Raw genomic sequence first — 15,960 nt, 5'->3', positions numbered from 1 at the left:
CCCACGGCCATCGCCAACAGCGTCGATCATCAGTCATTCGGGGCTGCCGCCCGGATGGATGACCGCCCAGCACAATTCGTGCCGAGCTGTTCGAAGACGTCCTGGAAGGTGGTGGCACTCAAGGCATATCGAAGCAGTCGCAGTCCGATGCCTTTGGAGTATCAGTCGATTTCCAAACAGTGTTGGACCAGCATCGGGACCGCGGCCTAATCTCCGGATCAGGTCGCAAATATCCATTGTCAGGAGGACATTCGTGGCACAGCTATCCGCCGCGGAATCGGGACCCGCGCTCGGCCGCGGGCTGCTCTCCTTCCCGGTCACCCATTTCGACGACGAGCTCGAGTTCGCGAGGAAGCACCATGGCCGCAACTGATTCACCCGTTCTCGACCGGATCGACAGCGTCAGGATTTCCTCGGTCACGTTGCCATTGCCCACCGGGATCAGCGATGCCAAGGTCCTGACCGGCAGGCAGAAACCGATGACCGAAGTCGCGGTGCTGTTCGCGGAGATCACCACCGAGGCAGGCCTGGAAGGCATCGGCATCAGCTACTCCAAACGCGCGGGCGGACCGGGTCAATTCGCCCACGCCCGCGAGGTGGCCCCGGCGCTACTCGGCGAGGACCCCAGCGATATCGCCAAGATCTGGGACAAACTCATGTGGGCCGCAGCCTCGGTCGGCCGCAGCGGACTATCCGTGCAGGCGATCGCCGCCTTCGATATCGCGCTGTGGGATCTGAAGGCCAAGCGCGCCGGACTGCCACTGGCGAAACTGATCGGCGCACATCGCGATTCGGTGCGTTGCTACAACACCTCCGGCGGCTTCCTGCACGCATCGATCGAAAACGTTCTCGACCGCGCGACCGAATCGCTCGACCGCAGCATCGGCGGTATCAAAATCAAGGTCGGACACCCTGACAATGCGGTCGACCTGGCCCGGGTCACGGCGGTGCGGGAGAAGATCGGTGATCGGGTGCCGCTGATGGTCGATGTCAATCAGCAGTGGGATCGCAGCACCGCACGCCGCATGTGCCGCGCCTTCGATCCGCTGCGCCTGGTATGGATCGAAGAACCGCTGGACGCCTACGATTTCGACGGCCACGCCCAACTCGCGACCACCTTCGACACCTCGATCGCCACCGGCGAAATGCTCACCAGCGTCGCCGAGCATGCCCAACTGATCCGCGCCGGAATCGATATCGTGCAGCCGGACGCGCCCCGCGTCGGCGGCATCACCCGATTCCTCGAGATCATGGCAATGGCTGACCGCGAACATCTGCAACTCGCACCACATTTCGTCATGGAGGTGCACGTCCACCTCGCCGCCGCCTACCCGCGCGAACCCTGGGTGGAGCATTTCGAATGGTTCGATCCCCTGTTCAATGAACGCCTCGAGATCGCCGACGGCCGCATGCACCTGTCATCCCGCCCGGGCCTCGGTATAACCATCAGCGACCAGGCCCGCGCCTGGACAGTCGCGGAACACACCATCCGATCCTGAAACTGGCAGTGCCCCAGCAGTTCAGCAGCAGCTCCGTGGACCGGTCGAATTCACCGTTGGCAACACCGGCGGTGAACGCGTCCCGCTCGGTGGGTGTGAACGTCAACGCTGGGCCGGTGATCTTCTTCGAGTCCGGAACACCCACCTGGCCTGCCGCGAGAAAGGCAACCTCGACGCAGGCGTCCTTGCTGCCGCTGTAGCTTGCATCTTTAACCATTCGGCCGCGACTCCGGCTTCCCACCGTGGCGTGATCGAGGGCTCCCCGACCGAGCACTCCTCCACATCGGAGGATTTTATAGGACTAGACTTAGAGAAAAGTTCGTTCGTTCCTCGGAGCTCGAAATGGGAACACGCGGATACGTTGGCCCCATCCTGGCCGCCGCCTTGGTTGCCTTTGGACCGAACGCAGTCGCGCCCGGCACTGCCGCAGCCGCCGGTCCGCAACCGGAGGCGACTTTCGAGGAGATGATCGCCCGCGAAGCCTGGTTCGTGGCCTCCGGACAGGATCCTGCGCAACCGCCGCCTGGCGTGAACGTGCCGTGCATACCGTCGGCGGCCCATCCGCAGCCGGTGGTGCTCGTGCACGGCTTCCCCGCCAACCAGTACAACGCGTTCGCGCACATCGGGCCGAAACTAGCGAATGCCGGGTACTGCGTGTACTCCCTGAATTACGGCGGGACCAACGCCTTCGACGGCGGCCTCGCAGGGGTGTCGGTGTCCGTGCCGCAGGTATCCACCTTCATCGACAGGGTGCGTGCAGAGACCGGCGCCGCCGAGGTCGACCTCGTCGGGCATTCCGGTGGCGCGTTCGTCTCGCTCTACCTCGCGAAGACCGACCCCGCAGCTGACGAGATCGGCGCGGTCGTCGCCTTGGCACCACCCACGCACGGAATCACCGGCGGAGTGGTCGCCGACGCGACACGGCTCGGACTACGCAGGCTCGTCGCGGGCATATGCGGGATCTGCGAGGACGTCTCCGCCGGCTCGGCCGCGATGGCCCGTCTGCACGACGGCCCCATCGCTCGGACCGGCATTCGCTACACCACCATCGTGTCGGTGCACGACTCAATGGTGTCCCCGCCGTCCGCCGCGGCCATAGACGAGCCTGGCGTCACCGACATCGTTGTCCAGGACCAGTGCTCGGACGACCTGGTCGGGCACAGCGGCCTGGCGTACGACCCGAGTGTGGACTCGATGATCCTGAACGCGCTGAACCCGGGGCAGCCGGTGCCGATGGAATGTGGGAGCGGGCCGGAGTTCTGAGGACCGATCAGGCCGGTACCGCACGCGATGCGTCCAAGAAACAGCCCCAGCCCGGAAGGTAGACCTTCTGATCTGAGGCGAGCTCCGGCCGATCAGCCTGCGCAACGCGGACTCATCGAGCAGCACCGTCATCGTCAACGGATTGCTGAAGGCGGTCAGGCGCGACTGCCGCTTCACCGAAAGTTCGACGCGCCGTTCAACTTCCGACGTAGCCAGGTTGGGTGATTCCACCCAGATCAGCTCGCGGCGATACTCGGCAGTCTGCAACAGCCCAGGCAGCATCGCGTCTGATCAGCTGGCGCACGAGGTGGCGGCGCAGGGCGGCACGTTTCTGCTGTGGCGTGCGCTCGACCGCAATCGTCTGCTGTTGGTTCATGATTCGGCTCCGGTCGTGATCACGATTGGTTGCGGTGGCATGGTCGAAGAGGTCGGCCAGTTCGCGTGCGCAGGCCGCGGTATCGAAGTCGGGATCGGCGGGCGCGGGTAATGGCCGCCTCCCGCGCCCCCTGGATCGCCAGCACCATGATCGTGGGGTCGAAGTCACGAAATTCGCCCGCCCGCTGCCCTTCTCGTATCCACGCCTCCTGGTTGCGGGTGATATCGAGATGCTGTTCGACCAGGCCGAACGTGTACAGGTCGTCGAGACGGGAATTGGCGATGATGCTGGCCAGCGCCTGTTGATGTGCGGGGTACTCGTCGAGCAGTGCCAGGATGGCCGCGAAGTAGGCGCGCAGCCGAGCCGTATAGCCGCCCTCGGGGTCGAGCTTGGCAACGACGCCGTATTCACACGCACGATTTCGGCGATCGCCTCGCGGATCAGATCGTCCTTGCCCCGAAAGTGGTAGGAGATCATGCCGGTGCTGCTCAGCCCCGCCTGTTTGGCGATCTTCGCGAACGAGGCGTTCGGATAGCCGTTTTCGGCGAAGCGAACCCCAGCACGGTGGAGGGTAGCGCGAACTCGACTCTTCCTCGAGCAGATCTCCATCAGTTCGCCAACCATTGATTTGGCGGGCTCGGCCGCTACTGGCCGCGCCGACGGTTCGGCACCGACACCGGGTGCGCACACGTCTGCTCGCGGCGAGATTGCCGCGACTCAGCCGGACCGACGGACCGGTCCCACCATGGAATGCCGTCCCGAAGTCGTCGGCTCCCCGCGCAGCTCCCGACAAATATCGATGCCCTCGATGCATCGCCCGAATCACTGCCCCGCGCAATCCGTTGCGCGGCAACGAAATAGCCGACTAACTCCCCTGCTGCGGAAGAGTTGGCGCGTGCTGATCGGCCACCTCGGTAAGCGCCTGCGCCCAGCCGTCCAACCGGTCGGCGGCATCCCGCAGATCCGCCACAATGGCATCGAAATTGTGTCGCAGGACAGCGCTTTCGGGGACCGCAAGAATGCGTCCGGCGGCCGCGACAACCTGTTCGTATTCGGCGGCACCGCTGTCGAGGCGGCCGAGCGCGAATTGAATATTCTCGGTAAGACCAACGGCCGCAACGGATTTGGTGCGCCCCATAGCGCCGAGCGCCTGCTCCATCGCGGCGATGTCGGCGGCCAGCGCGTGCAGCGCCGCCGCACCCGATGCCGCGGTTTCGAGCATGTCGGCGAGTTCGTCCTCGGGCAGCCGGTTCGAGCGGGCGATCTGGGTGCCGAGGCCGTGCAGCGCCTTCTCCGCGCGAACCAGGCGGGCGATCGGCCCGCGTGCCGATGACCACGGCGGCGGCTGCTTGCGCGGTACGAAGGTCGCCTGCGGCAGTGGGGCGCTGCGCAACTGAAGATAGCGGCGAGCGCTCAGTGCGGTACCGGTGACCAATGCCACCGCTCCCCCGCCGACCACCACCACGGCCCACACCGGAGCCGAAATCACCATGAGCCCAACGGTTCCCGCCGTCGTGAGGCCGCCAACGGTGCCGAGTTGGAAACTGCGTCGACGGGCCCGGCGGCGCTTGCGCAACTCCCGCTCCCGCGGGTCCGCCCAGCGCCGCACCGCGACCAGCGCGTGCTCACCCACCTCACGCAGACTGTCGGGCAGGCTCCCGGGCTGCGGGGCCAGCGCCGACTGCGCGCGCACGATGGCCGCACTACGGCGGCGGCCGGTACGACCGCGGTTGAGCTTTTCGCTATGCCCCTGCGAGTTCATCGGTTCCTCCCAGGAGCGCGAACCCGCTCAGCGCGACCGGCAGTGTCCGGACAGGGCCGGGCCCGAGCAAAACCGACGGCCGACCCGCCAGGTACCCGTGCCATGTCCTTCACCGAACCAGTCCTCGCCGAGCTGTATCTCTGTGGAAATTACCCGCTACTGCTGCGCGGTCTGGCCCTTGTTCATCTGCGGCTGCGGCTGCGCCGGATTCACCTGCGCGGCACCCGGATTGATCGCGGGCGCGGGCGCACCACCCGCAGGCAGCGCATCGCCGCGCATCGAGGCGCGGATCTGCTCCAGCTTGCTGTGTCCGGCCATCTGGATGCTGGCCTGCTGCACCTCGAGCATGCGGCCCTGTACCGAATTGCCCGCGAGTTCGGCGGCGCCCAGCGCATTCGCGTAGCGCCGCTCGATCTTCTCGCGCACCGCATCCAGGCTCGGCGTGGTGCCGGGCGCGGACAGCGTCGAATCCATCCGCTGCAGCGATGCCGAGACCTGCTCCTGCATCTTGGCCTGCTCCAGCTGGCTGAGCAGTTTGGTGCGCTCGGCAACCTTCTGCTGCAGCAGCATCGCGTTCTGCTCGACCGCCTTCTTGGCCTGCGCGGCCGCCTGCAGCGACTGGTCGTGCAGCACCTTGAGGTCCTCGACGGACTGCTCGGCGGTGACCAGCTGTGCGGCGAACGCCTCGGCGGCGTTGGTGTACTGGATCGCCTTCTCGGTATCGCCCGCCGCAGCGGCCTGGTCGGCCAGCAGAACGGCTTGGCGCGCATTGGCATTGAGCTTTTCGACATCGTCGAGCTGACGGTTGAGCTTCATCTCCAGCTGACGCTGATTGCCGATGACCGATGCGGCCTGCTGCGAGAGGGCCTGATGCTGACGCTGAGCTTCCTCGATAGCCTGCTGAATCTGGACCTTCGGATCCGCATGCTCTTCGATCTTCGAATCGAAGAGGGCCATCATGTACTTCCAGGCCTTGACGAACGGATTAGCCATCGATTGATCCCGCCTCCATAAGATGCGCCGCGCTTTACCGCGACTGTAGTGCGCGACCGTCACGCACCCGATATGTGCCTATCCTCCACCATCTGGCACCCGGGCCGGGCGAACCCGGCCCAACCGACGCCTATTACAGAATCTATCCGCTTTCGGCGCCGGTCCGCAGCGCCGGTCACGGACGTCACCTCTTGTCGTCTGATCAGTTGCTCTTCACCAGAACCAGCATGTCCGCCTTGGGGGCCGGAATGACGATCCGGGTGTCCTCGGCGATCTTGGTGCGGGCACCGGCCGCCGACATGCTGGCGGTCGCAGGTTCCGGTGCGGCCTCGGCGGCGGGCTCGGCCGCGGCGGTCCGATCCGACTCGGGTGCGTCGGCGGTCTGCGCGGGCGCCTCGACGGGCAGCCCGTCGGCACCGGCCATGATCGTGCTCACATCCCAGAGCACCCGCGACAGCGGCACATCAAGGGCCGCGCAGATGGCGGCGAGCAGTTCACTGGAGGCCTCTTTGCGGCCCCGCTCGACCTCCGACAGATACCCCAGGCTCACGCGTGCCGAGGTGGAGACCTCACGCAGGGTCCGGCTCTGGGCGAGACGAGCACGCCGCAGACTGTCCCCGATTGCCTCTCGCAGCAGCGTCATGTCGTTCTCCTTCAGTTCCCAGTAACCGGGTCCGCGGGCGCCTGCCAGCGCTGCGCACGCCGTCCTTTCTGGCACAACGTCGAACGCGGGTCGGTTGGTTCCCACGGGGGCAAACTCGATGCCGCCAGCATGTCGCCAGCGTCAGCGGTCGTCTCCCACGATACGACGCAACTCCCGAACCGCGCTGTGCGTAGCGCCGATTCTGATCGCCCACCGGTCACCGCGCAGTTTCCACCGCATGACCTCGGTATGCCCCGGACCCGCCAGACCGAGGAAGACTGTGCCGACGGCATGCCCGTCCTGGGAATCGGGTCCGGCGACACCGGTCAGCCCGATCCCCCAATCCGCGCCGCAGCGCAGCCGCGCCCCGACCGCCAACTGTTCGGCGGTACTCGCGGCCACCGGGCCCTCCGTCGCCAGCACCTCGTCGTCGACACCGGCCAGGCTGTGTTTGAGGTCGGTCGCGTAGACGACCAGTCCGCCGCGCAGCACCGCACTCGCCCCCGGCACCCCGGCAATGGTCGCCGCGAGCAGGCCAGCGGTCAGTGATTCCGCGGTCGCCACGGTCTGTCCGGCCGCGCTCAGCGCATGCACCAATTCGACGACCGGAGCTCCAGTTGTCAGCGGATCGGTCATGCGCCGCGGGCCCGGCCCGGACCTCCCGCGAGCCATACCCGCGCCGCCTGCCCCAGATAGTCGAGCCCGGTGCCGACCGTCAGCGCGACGGCCACATACATCAAAGTCATTCCCGCGGTGGCCAGTCCCCCGTGCAGCGGCAACAGCAGCACCGCGATCGCGACCGACTGCACCAGCGTCTTCAATTTGCCGCCGCGACCGGCCGGAATCACCCCGCGCCGCACCACCGCCAAGCGCAAGAGCGTGATCCCGATCTCACGACCACAGATGACCAGGGTGATCCACCACGCCAGATCGCCGAGCATGGACAGTCCGATCACCGCCGAACCGATCAGCGCCTTATCCGCGATCGGATCGGCGAGTTTGCCGAAATCGGTGACAAGTCCGTATTTGCGCGCCAGTTGGCCGTCGAAGCGATCGGTGATCGCGGCGATGCCGAACAGCGCGGCGGCCGCGATCCGCCAGCCGCTCTGATGTCCGCCGCCCGCGAACAACGCGAGCACGAACAGCGGAACCAGCGCGATCCGCAGCATGGTGAGCACGTTCGCGATATTCATCAGCGGAACGACGGGTTCGGCCTGCGTCGGCACGAATCCGGAGCGCACCGCCGGCTCACCCCAGTGTCGATCGATCTCTTCTGGCTGCACGCTCATGCCCCCGCCTCGACCAGCGCGATACCCCCCGTGACGCCGCTGCAACGCATGCCGACGCGATGCGGTGAGCGGAGCGGGTGGATGTGCGGCACACGTTCAGAGTATCGGTAACCGGGCGGACTACTGTGCACCCCATGACCTCTCGGGGACCACTAGGTGGTTCGACTAGCGACGCGTATCCGGGCGCGGCACCTGCCGCGAACAAATCTGCCCCCATCGTGCGACGCGCCCGAACCTCCGATGTGCCCCAGATCAAGAGCCTGGTCGATGTCTACGCCGGTCGGATCCTGCTGGAAAAGAACCTGGTCACACTGTATGAAGCGGTGCAGGAATTCTGGGTGGCCGAACTCGACGGCCGGGTGGTCGGCTGTGGTGCGCTGCATGTGCTCTGGGCCGATCTCGGCGAGGTCCGCACCGTCGCGGTGCATCCCGACGTCAAGGGACACGGGGTCGGACGGCTGGTCGTGGAACGGCTGGTCGCGGTGGCCAGGGAACTCGAGTTGGGGCGGCTGTTCGTGTTGACCTTCGAGGTGGAGTTCTTCGGCAGGCACGGATTCGTCGAGATCGACGGCACGCCGGTGACCGCCGAGGTGTACGCGGAGATGTGCCGGACCTTCGATCCCGGTGTCGCGGAATTCCTCGACCTCAGCTATGTGAAACCGAACACCCTCGGCAATACTCGAATGCTGCTCAACCTCTGATCAGAACGGACCGATCGTGCCCATTTTCGCCGTGCACTACACCTACTCCGATGCCACCATCGAGGCTCGCGACACCTTCCGGCCCGAACACCGGGCCTGGCTGAACGGCCTGGTCGAGGCGGGTTCGCTACTCACAAGCGGCCCCTACGCGGACGGATCCGGCGCGCTGTTGCTGTTCCAGGTCGCGGACGAGGCAGCGCTCGAGGAACTGCTGCCGCAGGATCCGTTCGCTCGCGAGAACCTGATCGATGCGGTTCGCGCCGTGCAGTGGCTGCCGGTGATGGGCACCTTCGCTTCCTGACGAAACCGCCTGACCGCCGCGTGTCATTGTTCAACACCCGGCGGTCAGCAAACTTTTAGCGACACACCGATGCGGGTTGTCGGCGAACCCACCTCCGGGGCCGCAGACTCCCCAATATGCGCATATCCGCCGCGATTTTCGCGTCGATGTCGGCTGCGGCCCTTTCGCTGACCGCATGCTCATGGCCCGAGCTGGGTACCGATTCCAGCGAACCGGTAAAACCCGTCGTCGCGGGTCACCCTGTGCCGCACCCCGGCATTGCCGACGAGCGGGAGTACCGCACCGATGACGGCTACTATTTCCGAACCGCCGATCGCACCATCGCCTGCGGCTTACTCGATGAGCCGTTCGGACAGCCGAGACGATCGGTGGGCTGCCAGGGTGTGACGGGCCCAGCACCGCGGGAGATGCAGGCGTGTTGGAGTAGCGACCCGAGCGCGGCGGTCCTCGCCGTCGGCGATAGCGCCGGCTATCTCTGCGTGAACCGGGGCTTCTTCGACGGACCGCCGATGACTGGCGGACAGACGAGTGGACCGGTGCTGCCGCCCGGCTCGAGCCTGAGCGTGTACGGCTTCACCTGCCTGGCCCAGCCCGCCGGGGTCACCTGCCGCAACGAGGCAAACGGACACGGTTTCGAGATCGCCCCCGACCACCACCGCGTGTTCTAGCACCCCGCCACCCACTTCGGCCGCCCGCCGAGCGTAGTCATCTGGCGGTCGATACGGCCTGGGCGACCACCGTTCGACTACATTCGACCGCCCTTGACACAGGGGGCGATAGGGCGGGAGCTGTCTGGACAGCGGTACTAGTCGTTGATTCGGCCCGCGGGCGATCGGGGCCCCGCATCACGGGTTTTGAGCAGGCTCGCCACCGTCGCGATGACCAGAATGCCGAGAATGACACCCAGCGAGACCGGTGTCGAAATCTCCGGTACCTTGATGTGCTCACCACCGTTGATGAAAGGCAAGGTGTTCTCGTGCAATGCGTGCAGCACCAGTTTGACGCCAATGAACGCCAGGATCGCCGACAGTCCGTAGGACAGGTAGACCAGCCGATCCAGCAGGCCGCCGATCAGGAAGAACAGCTGTCGTAAGCCCATGAGCGCGAAGGCGTTCGCGGTGAAAACGATATAGGGCTGCTCGGTGAGACCATAGATCGCGGGGATGGAGTCCAGCGCGAACAGCAGATCGGCGAAGCCGATCGCCAATAGCGCCAATAGCAATGGGGTCACCGCGCGTCGCCCGTCGACCCGGGCGACGAGCTTGTCGCCGTCGTATTCGTCGGTGGTCGGGAGCACCCTCTTGGCCAGCGTCACGATCCGGCTGTCGCGCTTCTCCTCCTGCTCGACCTCGTGTCCGCTCTCCCGCAGCAGCTTGACGGCCGTGTAGACCAGGAACAGTCCGAACAGATAGAACACCCAGCTGAACGCGCTGATCGCGGCCGCGCCGACGGCGATGAACACCCCGCGCATGACCAGCGCCAGCACGATGCCGATGAGCAGCACCTTCTGCTGGTAGATCCGCGGCACCGCGAATGTCGACATGATGATGAGAAAGATGAACAGGTTGTCGACCGAGAGCGCCTTCTCGGTGACGAAGCCCGCGTAGTACTCCCCCGCGAAGGTCGAATCCCAGCGCCAGGCGACGAATCCGCCGAATGCCAGGGCGATGCCGATGTAGATCGCCGACCAGGTGCCGGATTCTTTGAAGGTCGGATCGTGTGGAGTTCGAACGTGAGCGAAGAAGTCGAAGACGAACAGGCCGAGGATCACCGCGATCGTCAGCGTCCACTCGAGTGCGGTTACGTGCATGCGGGCTCCGGGGCGGCAAGGTATGTCATGACAGCAATCATGCCCGATTTGTCCGTTCTGCCGAGCTAGCGGGATAGTTGCTGACCATAATTTCACATGCGGGTCGGGCGGCCGCCGTGCCACAGTCGCGGGCATGACCGACGACTACCGCATCCTGAACAAGGCGAAGTGGGACGAGCGCGCCCCCGCGCATGCCGCATCGCCGGACTACGCCGTGGCCCGGTTCCTCGCGGATCCGGAGTACCTCAGCGAGGTGGTCCGGTTCGATCTGCCGCTACTCGGCGATATCCGCGGGCTGCGCGGCGTGCACCTGCAATGCCACATCGGTACCGACACCATCTCCCTCGCGCGACTCGGGGCGCGGATGACCGGACTGGACTTCTCCTCCGCATCGCTCGCCCAGGCGCGACTGCTGGCCGAAAAGACCAGCACACCCGTTGAATTCGTTGAGTCGGATGTGTATGACGCGGTATCCGCGCTCGGCACAGCACAATTCGATCTGGTATTCACTGGAATCGGTGCGCTGTGCTGGATTCCGAGTATCGATCGCTGGGCGCGAACCGTCGCAAACCTGCTGCGACCCGGCGGGCGACTGTTTCTGCGCGAGGGCCATCCGATGCTGTGGGCGATGGACGAAACCCATACCGACCGACCGACCGTCGGGTATCCCTACTTCGAAATGCCTGAGCCCCTGGTGTTTTCGTCTGGAACAACTTATGTCGAGACCGAGACCGTATTCACGCAGATCATGACCCACGAATGGAATCACGGACTCGGCGATGTGGTGACCGCACTGCTCGACCACGGCCTGACCATCACCGGACTGGTGGAGCACCGCAGCGTTCCCTGGGAGGCATTGCCCGGACAGATGACACGGGATGCGAATGGCGAGTGGCGGCTGACCGAGCATCCGGAGCGGCTGCCACTGACCTACACCGTCCAAGCACGCCGAGAACTCGCCGGTGGGGAATAAATGGGTTCCTCGTCGCGTCTTTCGGTGTTAGCGTTATCCGGAACGTTATCGCACCCCGTAATCGGACCACGAAAGGCAAACGCAATGACCAGCACTCAGGACCAGGGACTACGCTCCCTCGCCGGTGCCCGGCAATTGCGTGCGGGCGCCCGGCTGTCGACGTTGCAGCTGCGCCTGACCTGGCCGCCGATGTCGCAGCCGCGACAGGCGAACACCCGGAGCCGCCCCTGAGGTCTCGATTCGAGAAGGCCTGAGCAGGGGCCGCTCCCGGCGAAATGATCGCCATGGAGCGGCCCCTTTTTCTTGTCCCGCGGATGTAGCTCAACTGGAAGAGCAACGAGCTCCAAATTCGTCGGCTGGGGGTTCGAGTCCCTCCATCCGCGCCAGATAACTTCACAGTGAATATACGGCAGTAGGATTTTCGCAATGCAGGATATGAATAACCCTGCTGCAGACCGGTTTTGGGCCCGCGTAACTCAGCGAATCAGAGCTGACCCTTTCGAGCGACCTGCAAGCAGTCGCCACGGATACCTTCCGACGGCGCAGGTCGGTGGTTCGATTCCACCCACGGGTACCAAAACCATTCCCTCGTAGCCCAATTGGCAGAGGCACCGGACTTAGGATCCGGTTGATGCGAGTTCGAATCTCGCCGAGGGAACGATCCGGGTCCCTACCCGGACCAGCGCTCGTAGCTCAACGGATGGAGCACCTGTTTACGGAGCAGGCGGATGAAGGTTCGAATCCTTCCGAGCGCGCTGACGGAGTGTGGTGTAACGGCAGCATGGCGGACTTTGACTCCGAATCGACCCGAACGTTTGATCTTCCGGCCGGGTCGCATGGCCGATTCGAACCGCACCGGTCGCGGTATGTGCTCGTTCAGATGGACCGTCGTAGCGAGGTACGGAGTAAACGCGCCGCCTCCGGCGTTGTGGCACTTGTTACAGCGATCACAACGGGCTGGGCGGTGGCCCGCCCGAGAAGGGGACGCGAGCCGATGAGCCTTCGTCAGTTCGAGTACGCCCTGGCCGTTGCCGAGGCGGGCTCGGTGACGGCGGCGGCGGAGCTGCTGCACGTCGCTCAACCATCGATGTCCCAGCAGATCCGCAACCTGGAGCGGGAACTCGGCGTGACACTGTTCGCCCGCACACCGACCGGACTGGTGCCCACCGTGGTGGGCCGCGCATTCCTGCGCGAGGCGCAGGTCGCGGTGAGCGCGTCGCGGCGGGCGCGGGCAACGGCGCGGGCCGGTGCCGATGAGCTGGTGGGCGAGTTGGTGGTCGCGGCGCAGATGGGCTTCGGCACGCGGCAGCTGCCCGGCGTGCTGAGCATGCTGCGCCGCCGCTTCCCGCGGCTGGAGGTCACCGTCTTCGAGGAGCCGAGTTCCGCCGAGCTGGAGCGGCTGTGTCGCCAGGGCGTGCTGGACCTCGCCCTGATGGCGGCGTGCGAGCGTGGCCCCGCCGATGCCCACCATCTCGGCTACGAAGAGTTCGTCGTGGTGCTGAGCGCCGGGCACCGGCTGCTCACTGTGGACCGGGTCGAACTGCGTGAGTTGGCGGGGGAATCGTGGGTGCGGTTCGACCGCGACAGCGCGCTCGACGGCGTGCTGACGGGTGTGCTGCGCGACAACGAGCTGACCTCGACCACGGCCGCCCGTGTCTCCCAGACGGCGACGGCCGTGCGCTGGGCCGCCCACGGGCTGGGAGTGACGCTCGTTCCTGCCTCCGCGGTGCCCCACGGTGCGGAGTACCTCGCACGCCCGGTGGGCCCAGTCGTGTCCCAGCCCGTCGTCGCCGTGGTCCGGCAGGACGCGGGTCCAGCGGAGACGGCCCTGCTCGAACTCCTGCGTGAGCAGAGCTGGCACACGCCCGCTCAGAGCTGGGTGACACCTCCGTCCACGACGAACTCGGTGCCCACCGCGTAGGTGGCATCGAAAGCGAGAAATGCTGCCGCCCTGGCAATTTCGCCGGGGGTGCCGAAACGCCGCGTGGGATTGTCCGCGACCCGTTCCGCTTTGAACTGTAAGGCGGCCGCTGCGGTCATCGTGTTTTCCAGAATTCCCGTGTCGACGGGACCGGGGCTGATTGCGTTGACAACGAATTCCGCGCGGAAGCAGCTCGCGGGAGAGGCTGCGGGCCATCGAGCGCAGCGCCGCCTTGCCCGCCGCATAGACACTGGTTTCCGGCAAGCCCATGACGTTCGCGTTCGAGGTGGTGAGGACGACGCCCGCGCCCGTGCTGAGCAGCGGGGCGAGCTTCTGTGTCTCGAAACTCGTTCAGCCCCTGGGGAATTCGCCGCCGTCGACGACGAGACTGCTTCCGGTCAGCCAGCTTGCCCGCTGGGACACGAGGAACAGCACCGCGTGGGCGATGTCATTGGGCTGACCATCGCGCCCCAGCGGTGGGGTGGTGTTGTCCTGGCCCGGCCCCGCGGCCAAGCGCGCCCACTGCTCCCGCGTTGCTTCGCCGCCGGGGGTGGCGGTTCTGCCGGGAGACACGGTGTTGACCCGGATTCCGAACGGGGCCAACTCCGCGGCCAATCCCCGGCTGTAGTTCTCCAGCGCCGCCTTCGCTGTGGTGTAGTGCAGGAACGGCGGTGCCACAGTGGGGACCGCGGCCGAGGAGATGTGCACGATCATCCCCGAACGCCGTTCCCGCATCCCCGGTGCCAGCAACGAGTCCAGCCGCACCGAAGCCAGAAAGTTCAGGTCCAGTGCGTCCTGCCACGCCTGGTCCGGGATCGCCAGAGCGCCTTGGTACGGTCCCGCCCCGCCCGCGTTGTGGACCAGGATGTCCACCCCACCGAGCACCTCCTGCGCAGCCGCGGCGAGCGCCTCCGCGCCCGCCCGCGTCCGCACGTCGGCCGCCACGAAGATGGCCCCCTCCGGCACCGCACCAGTCCCCGACCGGGCGGTCGTGAGTACCTCGGCACCCGCGTCCAGGAGTTGGCGCACAACGGCCGCCCCGATTCCGCGAGTTCCACCCGTCACCAGGGCCCGCTTACCCGCGAGTTCTCGCGTTTCCGAACCGTTCTCGATCGTGCTCATGCCGGCGTCCTCTCGATTAGGTGTTTGTCGGCTCGACGGAAAAAGAGATCGATGTGCCCCAGAGCGCGAATCTTCGGAGAACCGCTATGGGCACCTCGTCGAGCTGTTTCACGGTATGTCCGCAGAAGAACGAGAGGCAAAGACGAAAATTCAGCAGGCGCCATAGGCAATTCCTATGCCGTCCCGGCCCTTTCGCTCATGGTCGACGCAGGCTGATGACGCCGAAGCTCTGAACCGACCGTTGGCCAATCCACGATGAGCTACCACCGCACCGGCGCTTCCGCGGGCCTGGTTCGATAGTCCCGTGCGGACACTCGTCACCGGAGTCAATGGCTATCTCGGCAGCGCGGTCGCGGCGACCCTGTGCGCCGCCGGACACGACGTCGTCGGGCTGGTGCATCGCGAACGCTCCCGTGTCCCGGAGGGGATTCCGATACACAGCGCCGACCTGCGCGACCACGATGCCCTCGGTGCGGCACTGCGCGAGGTCGATCTGGTCTGCCATCTCGCCGGGCTGACGCGCGTTCGCGAATCATTTGCCGGGCCGCTCGACTACTTCGCAGTAAACGTGGCGGGGACCGTGACGCTGCTGCGGGCCATGGCGGCAGCCGGGGTGCAACGACTCGTATTCGCATCTACCGCGTCGATCTACGGGACACCGGAGCGGCAGCCCATGTCGGAGGATCTGATGGACGATCCACCGCACCCGTACGCGGCCAGTAAGCAGGCCGCCGAATCGGTAATCGCCGCACAGGCCGCGACCGGTCGGCTCGACGCAACGGTATTGCGGCTGTTCAACATTGCCGGTGGCCCGGATCCGGATGACACGCGCATCGTCTCGCGGATCCTCGCCGTGGCCGCTGGCGCGGATGCGACGCTGAACGTCAATGGCGATGGCACGGCGGTCCGCGACTATCTGCATCGCGACGACGCCGCACGCGCCTTCGTCGCCGCCGCGACCGGACTCCCCCGGCCGGGCCGGTGCCGTCGCTACAACATCGGCACCGGTATCGGCACCAGCGTCAACGACCTCGTCGCCGCGGCCGCGCGGGTGACCGGACGCCACATCGCGGTGGAATACCGTGCCGCGGCACCGGAACCGCAGCGCCTCATCAGCGACAGCCGCCGGGTGCGTGCCGAACTGGACTGGTCGCCGATGTCATCCGATATCGACACCATCATCAAGGACGCCTGGGCAGTTCGGATCGGCGCCGTCACCGGTGGGAAGGACCTGCTCCGGCACTCGCCCGGTTGTGCATAGTTTCGCGAAATGCGAATTGCCTCTTCACTTCTCACCGCAACGCTGG

Annotated in this window: 20 protein-coding genes, 3 tRNA genes and 3 pseudogenes; 14 read left to right on the top strand and 12 right to left on the bottom strand. The window is 65.9% G+C overall.

The annotated features are described in order from the left end of the window. The first annotated feature begins 359 nt into the window (after nt 1-359). Nucleotides 360-1,499 (top strand): L-talarate/galactarate dehydratase, encoded by a 1,140-nt coding sequence (locus ACWEO2_RS06710; RefSeq protein ID WP_452404433.1) that lies wholly within the window; start codon nt 360-362, stop codon nt 1,497-1,499. Here the strand turns inward: ACWEO2_RS06710 and ACWEO2_RS06705 are convergent. After that, nucleotides 1,447-1,716, bottom strand: a complete 270-nt coding sequence (locus ACWEO2_RS06705; protein ID WP_452404432.1) for a DUF397 domain-containing protein — start codon at nt 1,714-1,716, stop codon at nt 1,447-1,449. The two genes, ACWEO2_RS06710 and ACWEO2_RS06705, sit on opposite strands and share 53 nt — an antisense overlap. A 125-nt stretch (nt 1,717-1,841) precedes the next feature. Here ACWEO2_RS06705 and ACWEO2_RS06700 point away from each other — a divergent pair. Continuing rightward, nucleotides 1,842-2,426, top strand: a pseudogene (locus tag ACWEO2_RS06700) (esterase/lipase family protein); the annotation flags it as partial. 138 nt (nt 2,427-2,564) lie between these two features. Here ACWEO2_RS06700 and ACWEO2_RS06695 read toward each other — a convergent pair. Then, complete coding sequence (locus ACWEO2_RS06695) at nt 2,565-2,993, bottom strand: Scr1 family TA system antitoxin-like transcriptional regulator (RefSeq protein ID WP_452404431.1); 429 nt, start codon at nt 2,991-2,993, stop codon at nt 2,565-2,567. On the opposite strand from ACWEO2_RS06695, the gene ACWEO2_RS06690 reads away from it, so the two are divergent. Further along, entirely contained in the window at nt 2,905-3,249 is a 345-nt protein-coding gene (locus ACWEO2_RS06690; protein WP_452404533.1) for a hypothetical protein, read from the top strand. The two genes, ACWEO2_RS06695 and ACWEO2_RS06690, sit on opposite strands and share 89 nt — an antisense overlap. Nucleotides 3,250-3,367: 118 nt before the next feature. Further along, a complete protein-coding gene (locus tag ACWEO2_RS06685) occupies nt 3,368-3,607 on the top strand; it encodes a hypothetical protein (RefSeq protein ID WP_452404532.1) in 240 nt (79 codons plus the stop codon). A gap of 14 nt (nt 3,608-3,621) precedes the next feature. Here ACWEO2_RS06685 and ACWEO2_RS06680 read toward each other — a convergent pair. From ACWEO2_RS06680 to pgsA, 6 genes and pseudogenes are all read right to left on the bottom strand, one after another. Beyond that, nucleotides 3,622-3,747, bottom strand: a pseudogene (locus ACWEO2_RS06680) (hypothetical protein); the annotation flags it as partial. A gap of 256 nt (nt 3,748-4,003) precedes the next feature. Beyond that, entirely contained in the window at nt 4,004-4,900 is an 897-nt protein-coding gene (gene pspM, locus ACWEO2_RS06675) for a phage shock envelope stress response protein PspM (RefSeq protein ID WP_452404430.1), read from the bottom strand. Between the two features lie 156 nt (nt 4,901-5,056). Next, a complete protein-coding gene (locus tag ACWEO2_RS06670; protein WP_354954698.1) occupies nt 5,057-5,893 on the bottom strand; it encodes a PspA/IM30 family protein in 837 nt (278 codons plus the stop codon). A 202-nt stretch (nt 5,894-6,095) separates the two neighbouring features. Further along, nucleotides 6,096-6,536, bottom strand: a complete 441-nt coding sequence (locus tag ACWEO2_RS06665; protein ID WP_355177759.1) for a helix-turn-helix domain-containing protein — start codon at nt 6,534-6,536, stop codon at nt 6,096-6,098. A gap of 141 nt (nt 6,537-6,677) precedes the next feature. After that, nucleotides 6,678-7,172, bottom strand: a complete 495-nt coding sequence (locus tag ACWEO2_RS06660) for a CinA family protein (RefSeq protein WP_354954695.1) — start codon at nt 7,170-7,172, stop codon at nt 6,678-6,680. Further along, nucleotides 7,169-7,825, bottom strand: coding sequence for a CDP-diacylglycerol--glycerol-3-phosphate 3-phosphatidyltransferase (gene pgsA / locus ACWEO2_RS06655; protein WP_452404429.1), 657 nt, complete (start codon nt 7,823-7,825; stop codon nt 7,169-7,171). The genes ACWEO2_RS06660 and pgsA overlap by 4 nt, the downstream gene beginning before the upstream one ends. Nucleotides 7,826-7,959: 134 nt before the next feature. Here pgsA and ACWEO2_RS06650 point away from each other — a divergent pair, with 134 nt between their 5' ends. From ACWEO2_RS06650 to ACWEO2_RS06640, 3 genes are all read left to right on the top strand, one after another. Further along, the gene (locus ACWEO2_RS06650; RefSeq protein ID WP_452404428.1) at nt 7,960-8,526 is read left to right on the top strand and encodes an amino-acid N-acetyltransferase; all 567 of its coding nucleotides are present in this window, start codon (nt 7,960-7,962) and stop codon (nt 8,524-8,526) included. A gap of 16 nt (nt 8,527-8,542) precedes the next feature. Continuing rightward, complete coding sequence (locus ACWEO2_RS06645) at nt 8,543-8,827, top strand: YciI family protein (RefSeq protein ID WP_452404427.1); 285 nt, start codon at nt 8,543-8,545, stop codon at nt 8,825-8,827. A gap of 116 nt (nt 8,828-8,943) precedes the next feature. Next, entirely contained in the window at nt 8,944-9,495 is a 552-nt protein-coding gene (locus ACWEO2_RS06640; protein WP_452404426.1) for a hypothetical protein, read from the top strand. Nucleotides 9,496-9,632: 137 nt separating this feature from the next. Here the strand turns inward: ACWEO2_RS06640 and ACWEO2_RS06635 are convergent, their stop codons facing one another. Further along, a complete protein-coding gene (locus ACWEO2_RS06635; RefSeq protein ID WP_452404425.1) occupies nt 9,633-10,637 on the bottom strand; it encodes a TerC family protein in 1,005 nt (334 codons plus the stop codon). A 133-nt stretch (nt 10,638-10,770) separates the two neighbouring features. Here ACWEO2_RS06635 and ACWEO2_RS06630 point away from each other — a divergent pair, with 133 nt between their 5' ends. The 6 genes from ACWEO2_RS06630 to ACWEO2_RS06605 all read left to right on the top strand — a co-directional run bounded on the left by ACWEO2_RS06630 (nt 10,771) and on the right by ACWEO2_RS06605 (nt 13,531). Continuing rightward, on the top strand, nt 10,771-11,610 hold the full coding sequence (locus tag ACWEO2_RS06630; RefSeq protein WP_452404424.1) for a class I SAM-dependent methyltransferase: 840 nt from the start codon (nt 10,771-10,773) through the stop codon (nt 11,608-11,610). Between the two features lie 84 nt (nt 11,611-11,694). Then, nucleotides 11,695-11,841, top strand: a complete 147-nt coding sequence (locus ACWEO2_RS06625) for a hypothetical protein (protein ID WP_452404423.1) — start codon at nt 11,695-11,697, stop codon at nt 11,839-11,841. 79 nt (nt 11,842-11,920) lie between these two features. Then, nucleotides 11,921-11,996: transfer RNA gene (locus ACWEO2_RS06620), tRNA-Trp, on the top strand. 198 nt (nt 11,997-12,194) lie between these two features. Next, a tRNA-Leu gene (locus ACWEO2_RS06615) sits at nt 12,195-12,268 on the top strand. 24 nt (nt 12,269-12,292) lie between these two features. Next, nucleotides 12,293-12,365, top strand: a tRNA-Arg gene (locus ACWEO2_RS06610). Between the two features lie 239 nt (nt 12,366-12,604). Next, on the top strand, nt 12,605-13,531 hold the full coding sequence (locus ACWEO2_RS06605) for a LysR family transcriptional regulator (RefSeq protein ID WP_452404422.1): 927 nt from the start codon (nt 12,605-12,607) through the stop codon (nt 13,529-13,531). Here the strand turns inward: ACWEO2_RS06605 and ACWEO2_RS06600 are convergent. The 3 genes and pseudogenes from ACWEO2_RS06600 to ACWEO2_RS06590 all read right to left on the bottom strand — a co-directional run bounded on the left by ACWEO2_RS06600 (nt 13,480) and on the right by ACWEO2_RS06590 (nt 14,653). Then, nucleotides 13,480-13,650, bottom strand: a complete 171-nt coding sequence (locus ACWEO2_RS06600; protein WP_452404421.1) for an SDR family oxidoreductase — start codon at nt 13,648-13,650, stop codon at nt 13,480-13,482. The genes ACWEO2_RS06605 and ACWEO2_RS06600 overlap by 52 nt on opposite strands. 97 nt (nt 13,651-13,747) lie before the next feature. Beyond that, nucleotides 13,748-13,852: pseudogene (locus tag ACWEO2_RS06595) on the bottom strand (short-chain dehydrogenase); the annotation flags it as partial. Between the two features lie 30 nt (nt 13,853-13,882). Then, nucleotides 13,883-14,653, bottom strand: a complete 771-nt coding sequence (locus ACWEO2_RS06590; protein ID WP_452404420.1) for an oxidoreductase — start codon at nt 14,651-14,653, stop codon at nt 13,883-13,885. A 304-nt stretch (nt 14,654-14,957) separates the two neighbouring features. Here ACWEO2_RS06590 and ACWEO2_RS06585 point away from each other — a divergent pair, with 304 nt between their 5' ends. Beyond that, complete coding sequence (locus tag ACWEO2_RS06585) at nt 14,958-15,914, top strand: NAD-dependent epimerase/dehydratase family protein (protein WP_452404419.1); 957 nt, start codon at nt 14,958-14,960, stop codon at nt 15,912-15,914. The last annotated feature ends 46 nt before the right edge of the window (nt 15,915-15,960 follow it).

Source organism: Nocardia sp. NPDC004278, from assembly GCF_053602975.1.
The sequence above is the reverse complement of the archived record's forward strand: the minus strand, read 5'-3'. Positions and strand labels throughout refer to the sequence as shown.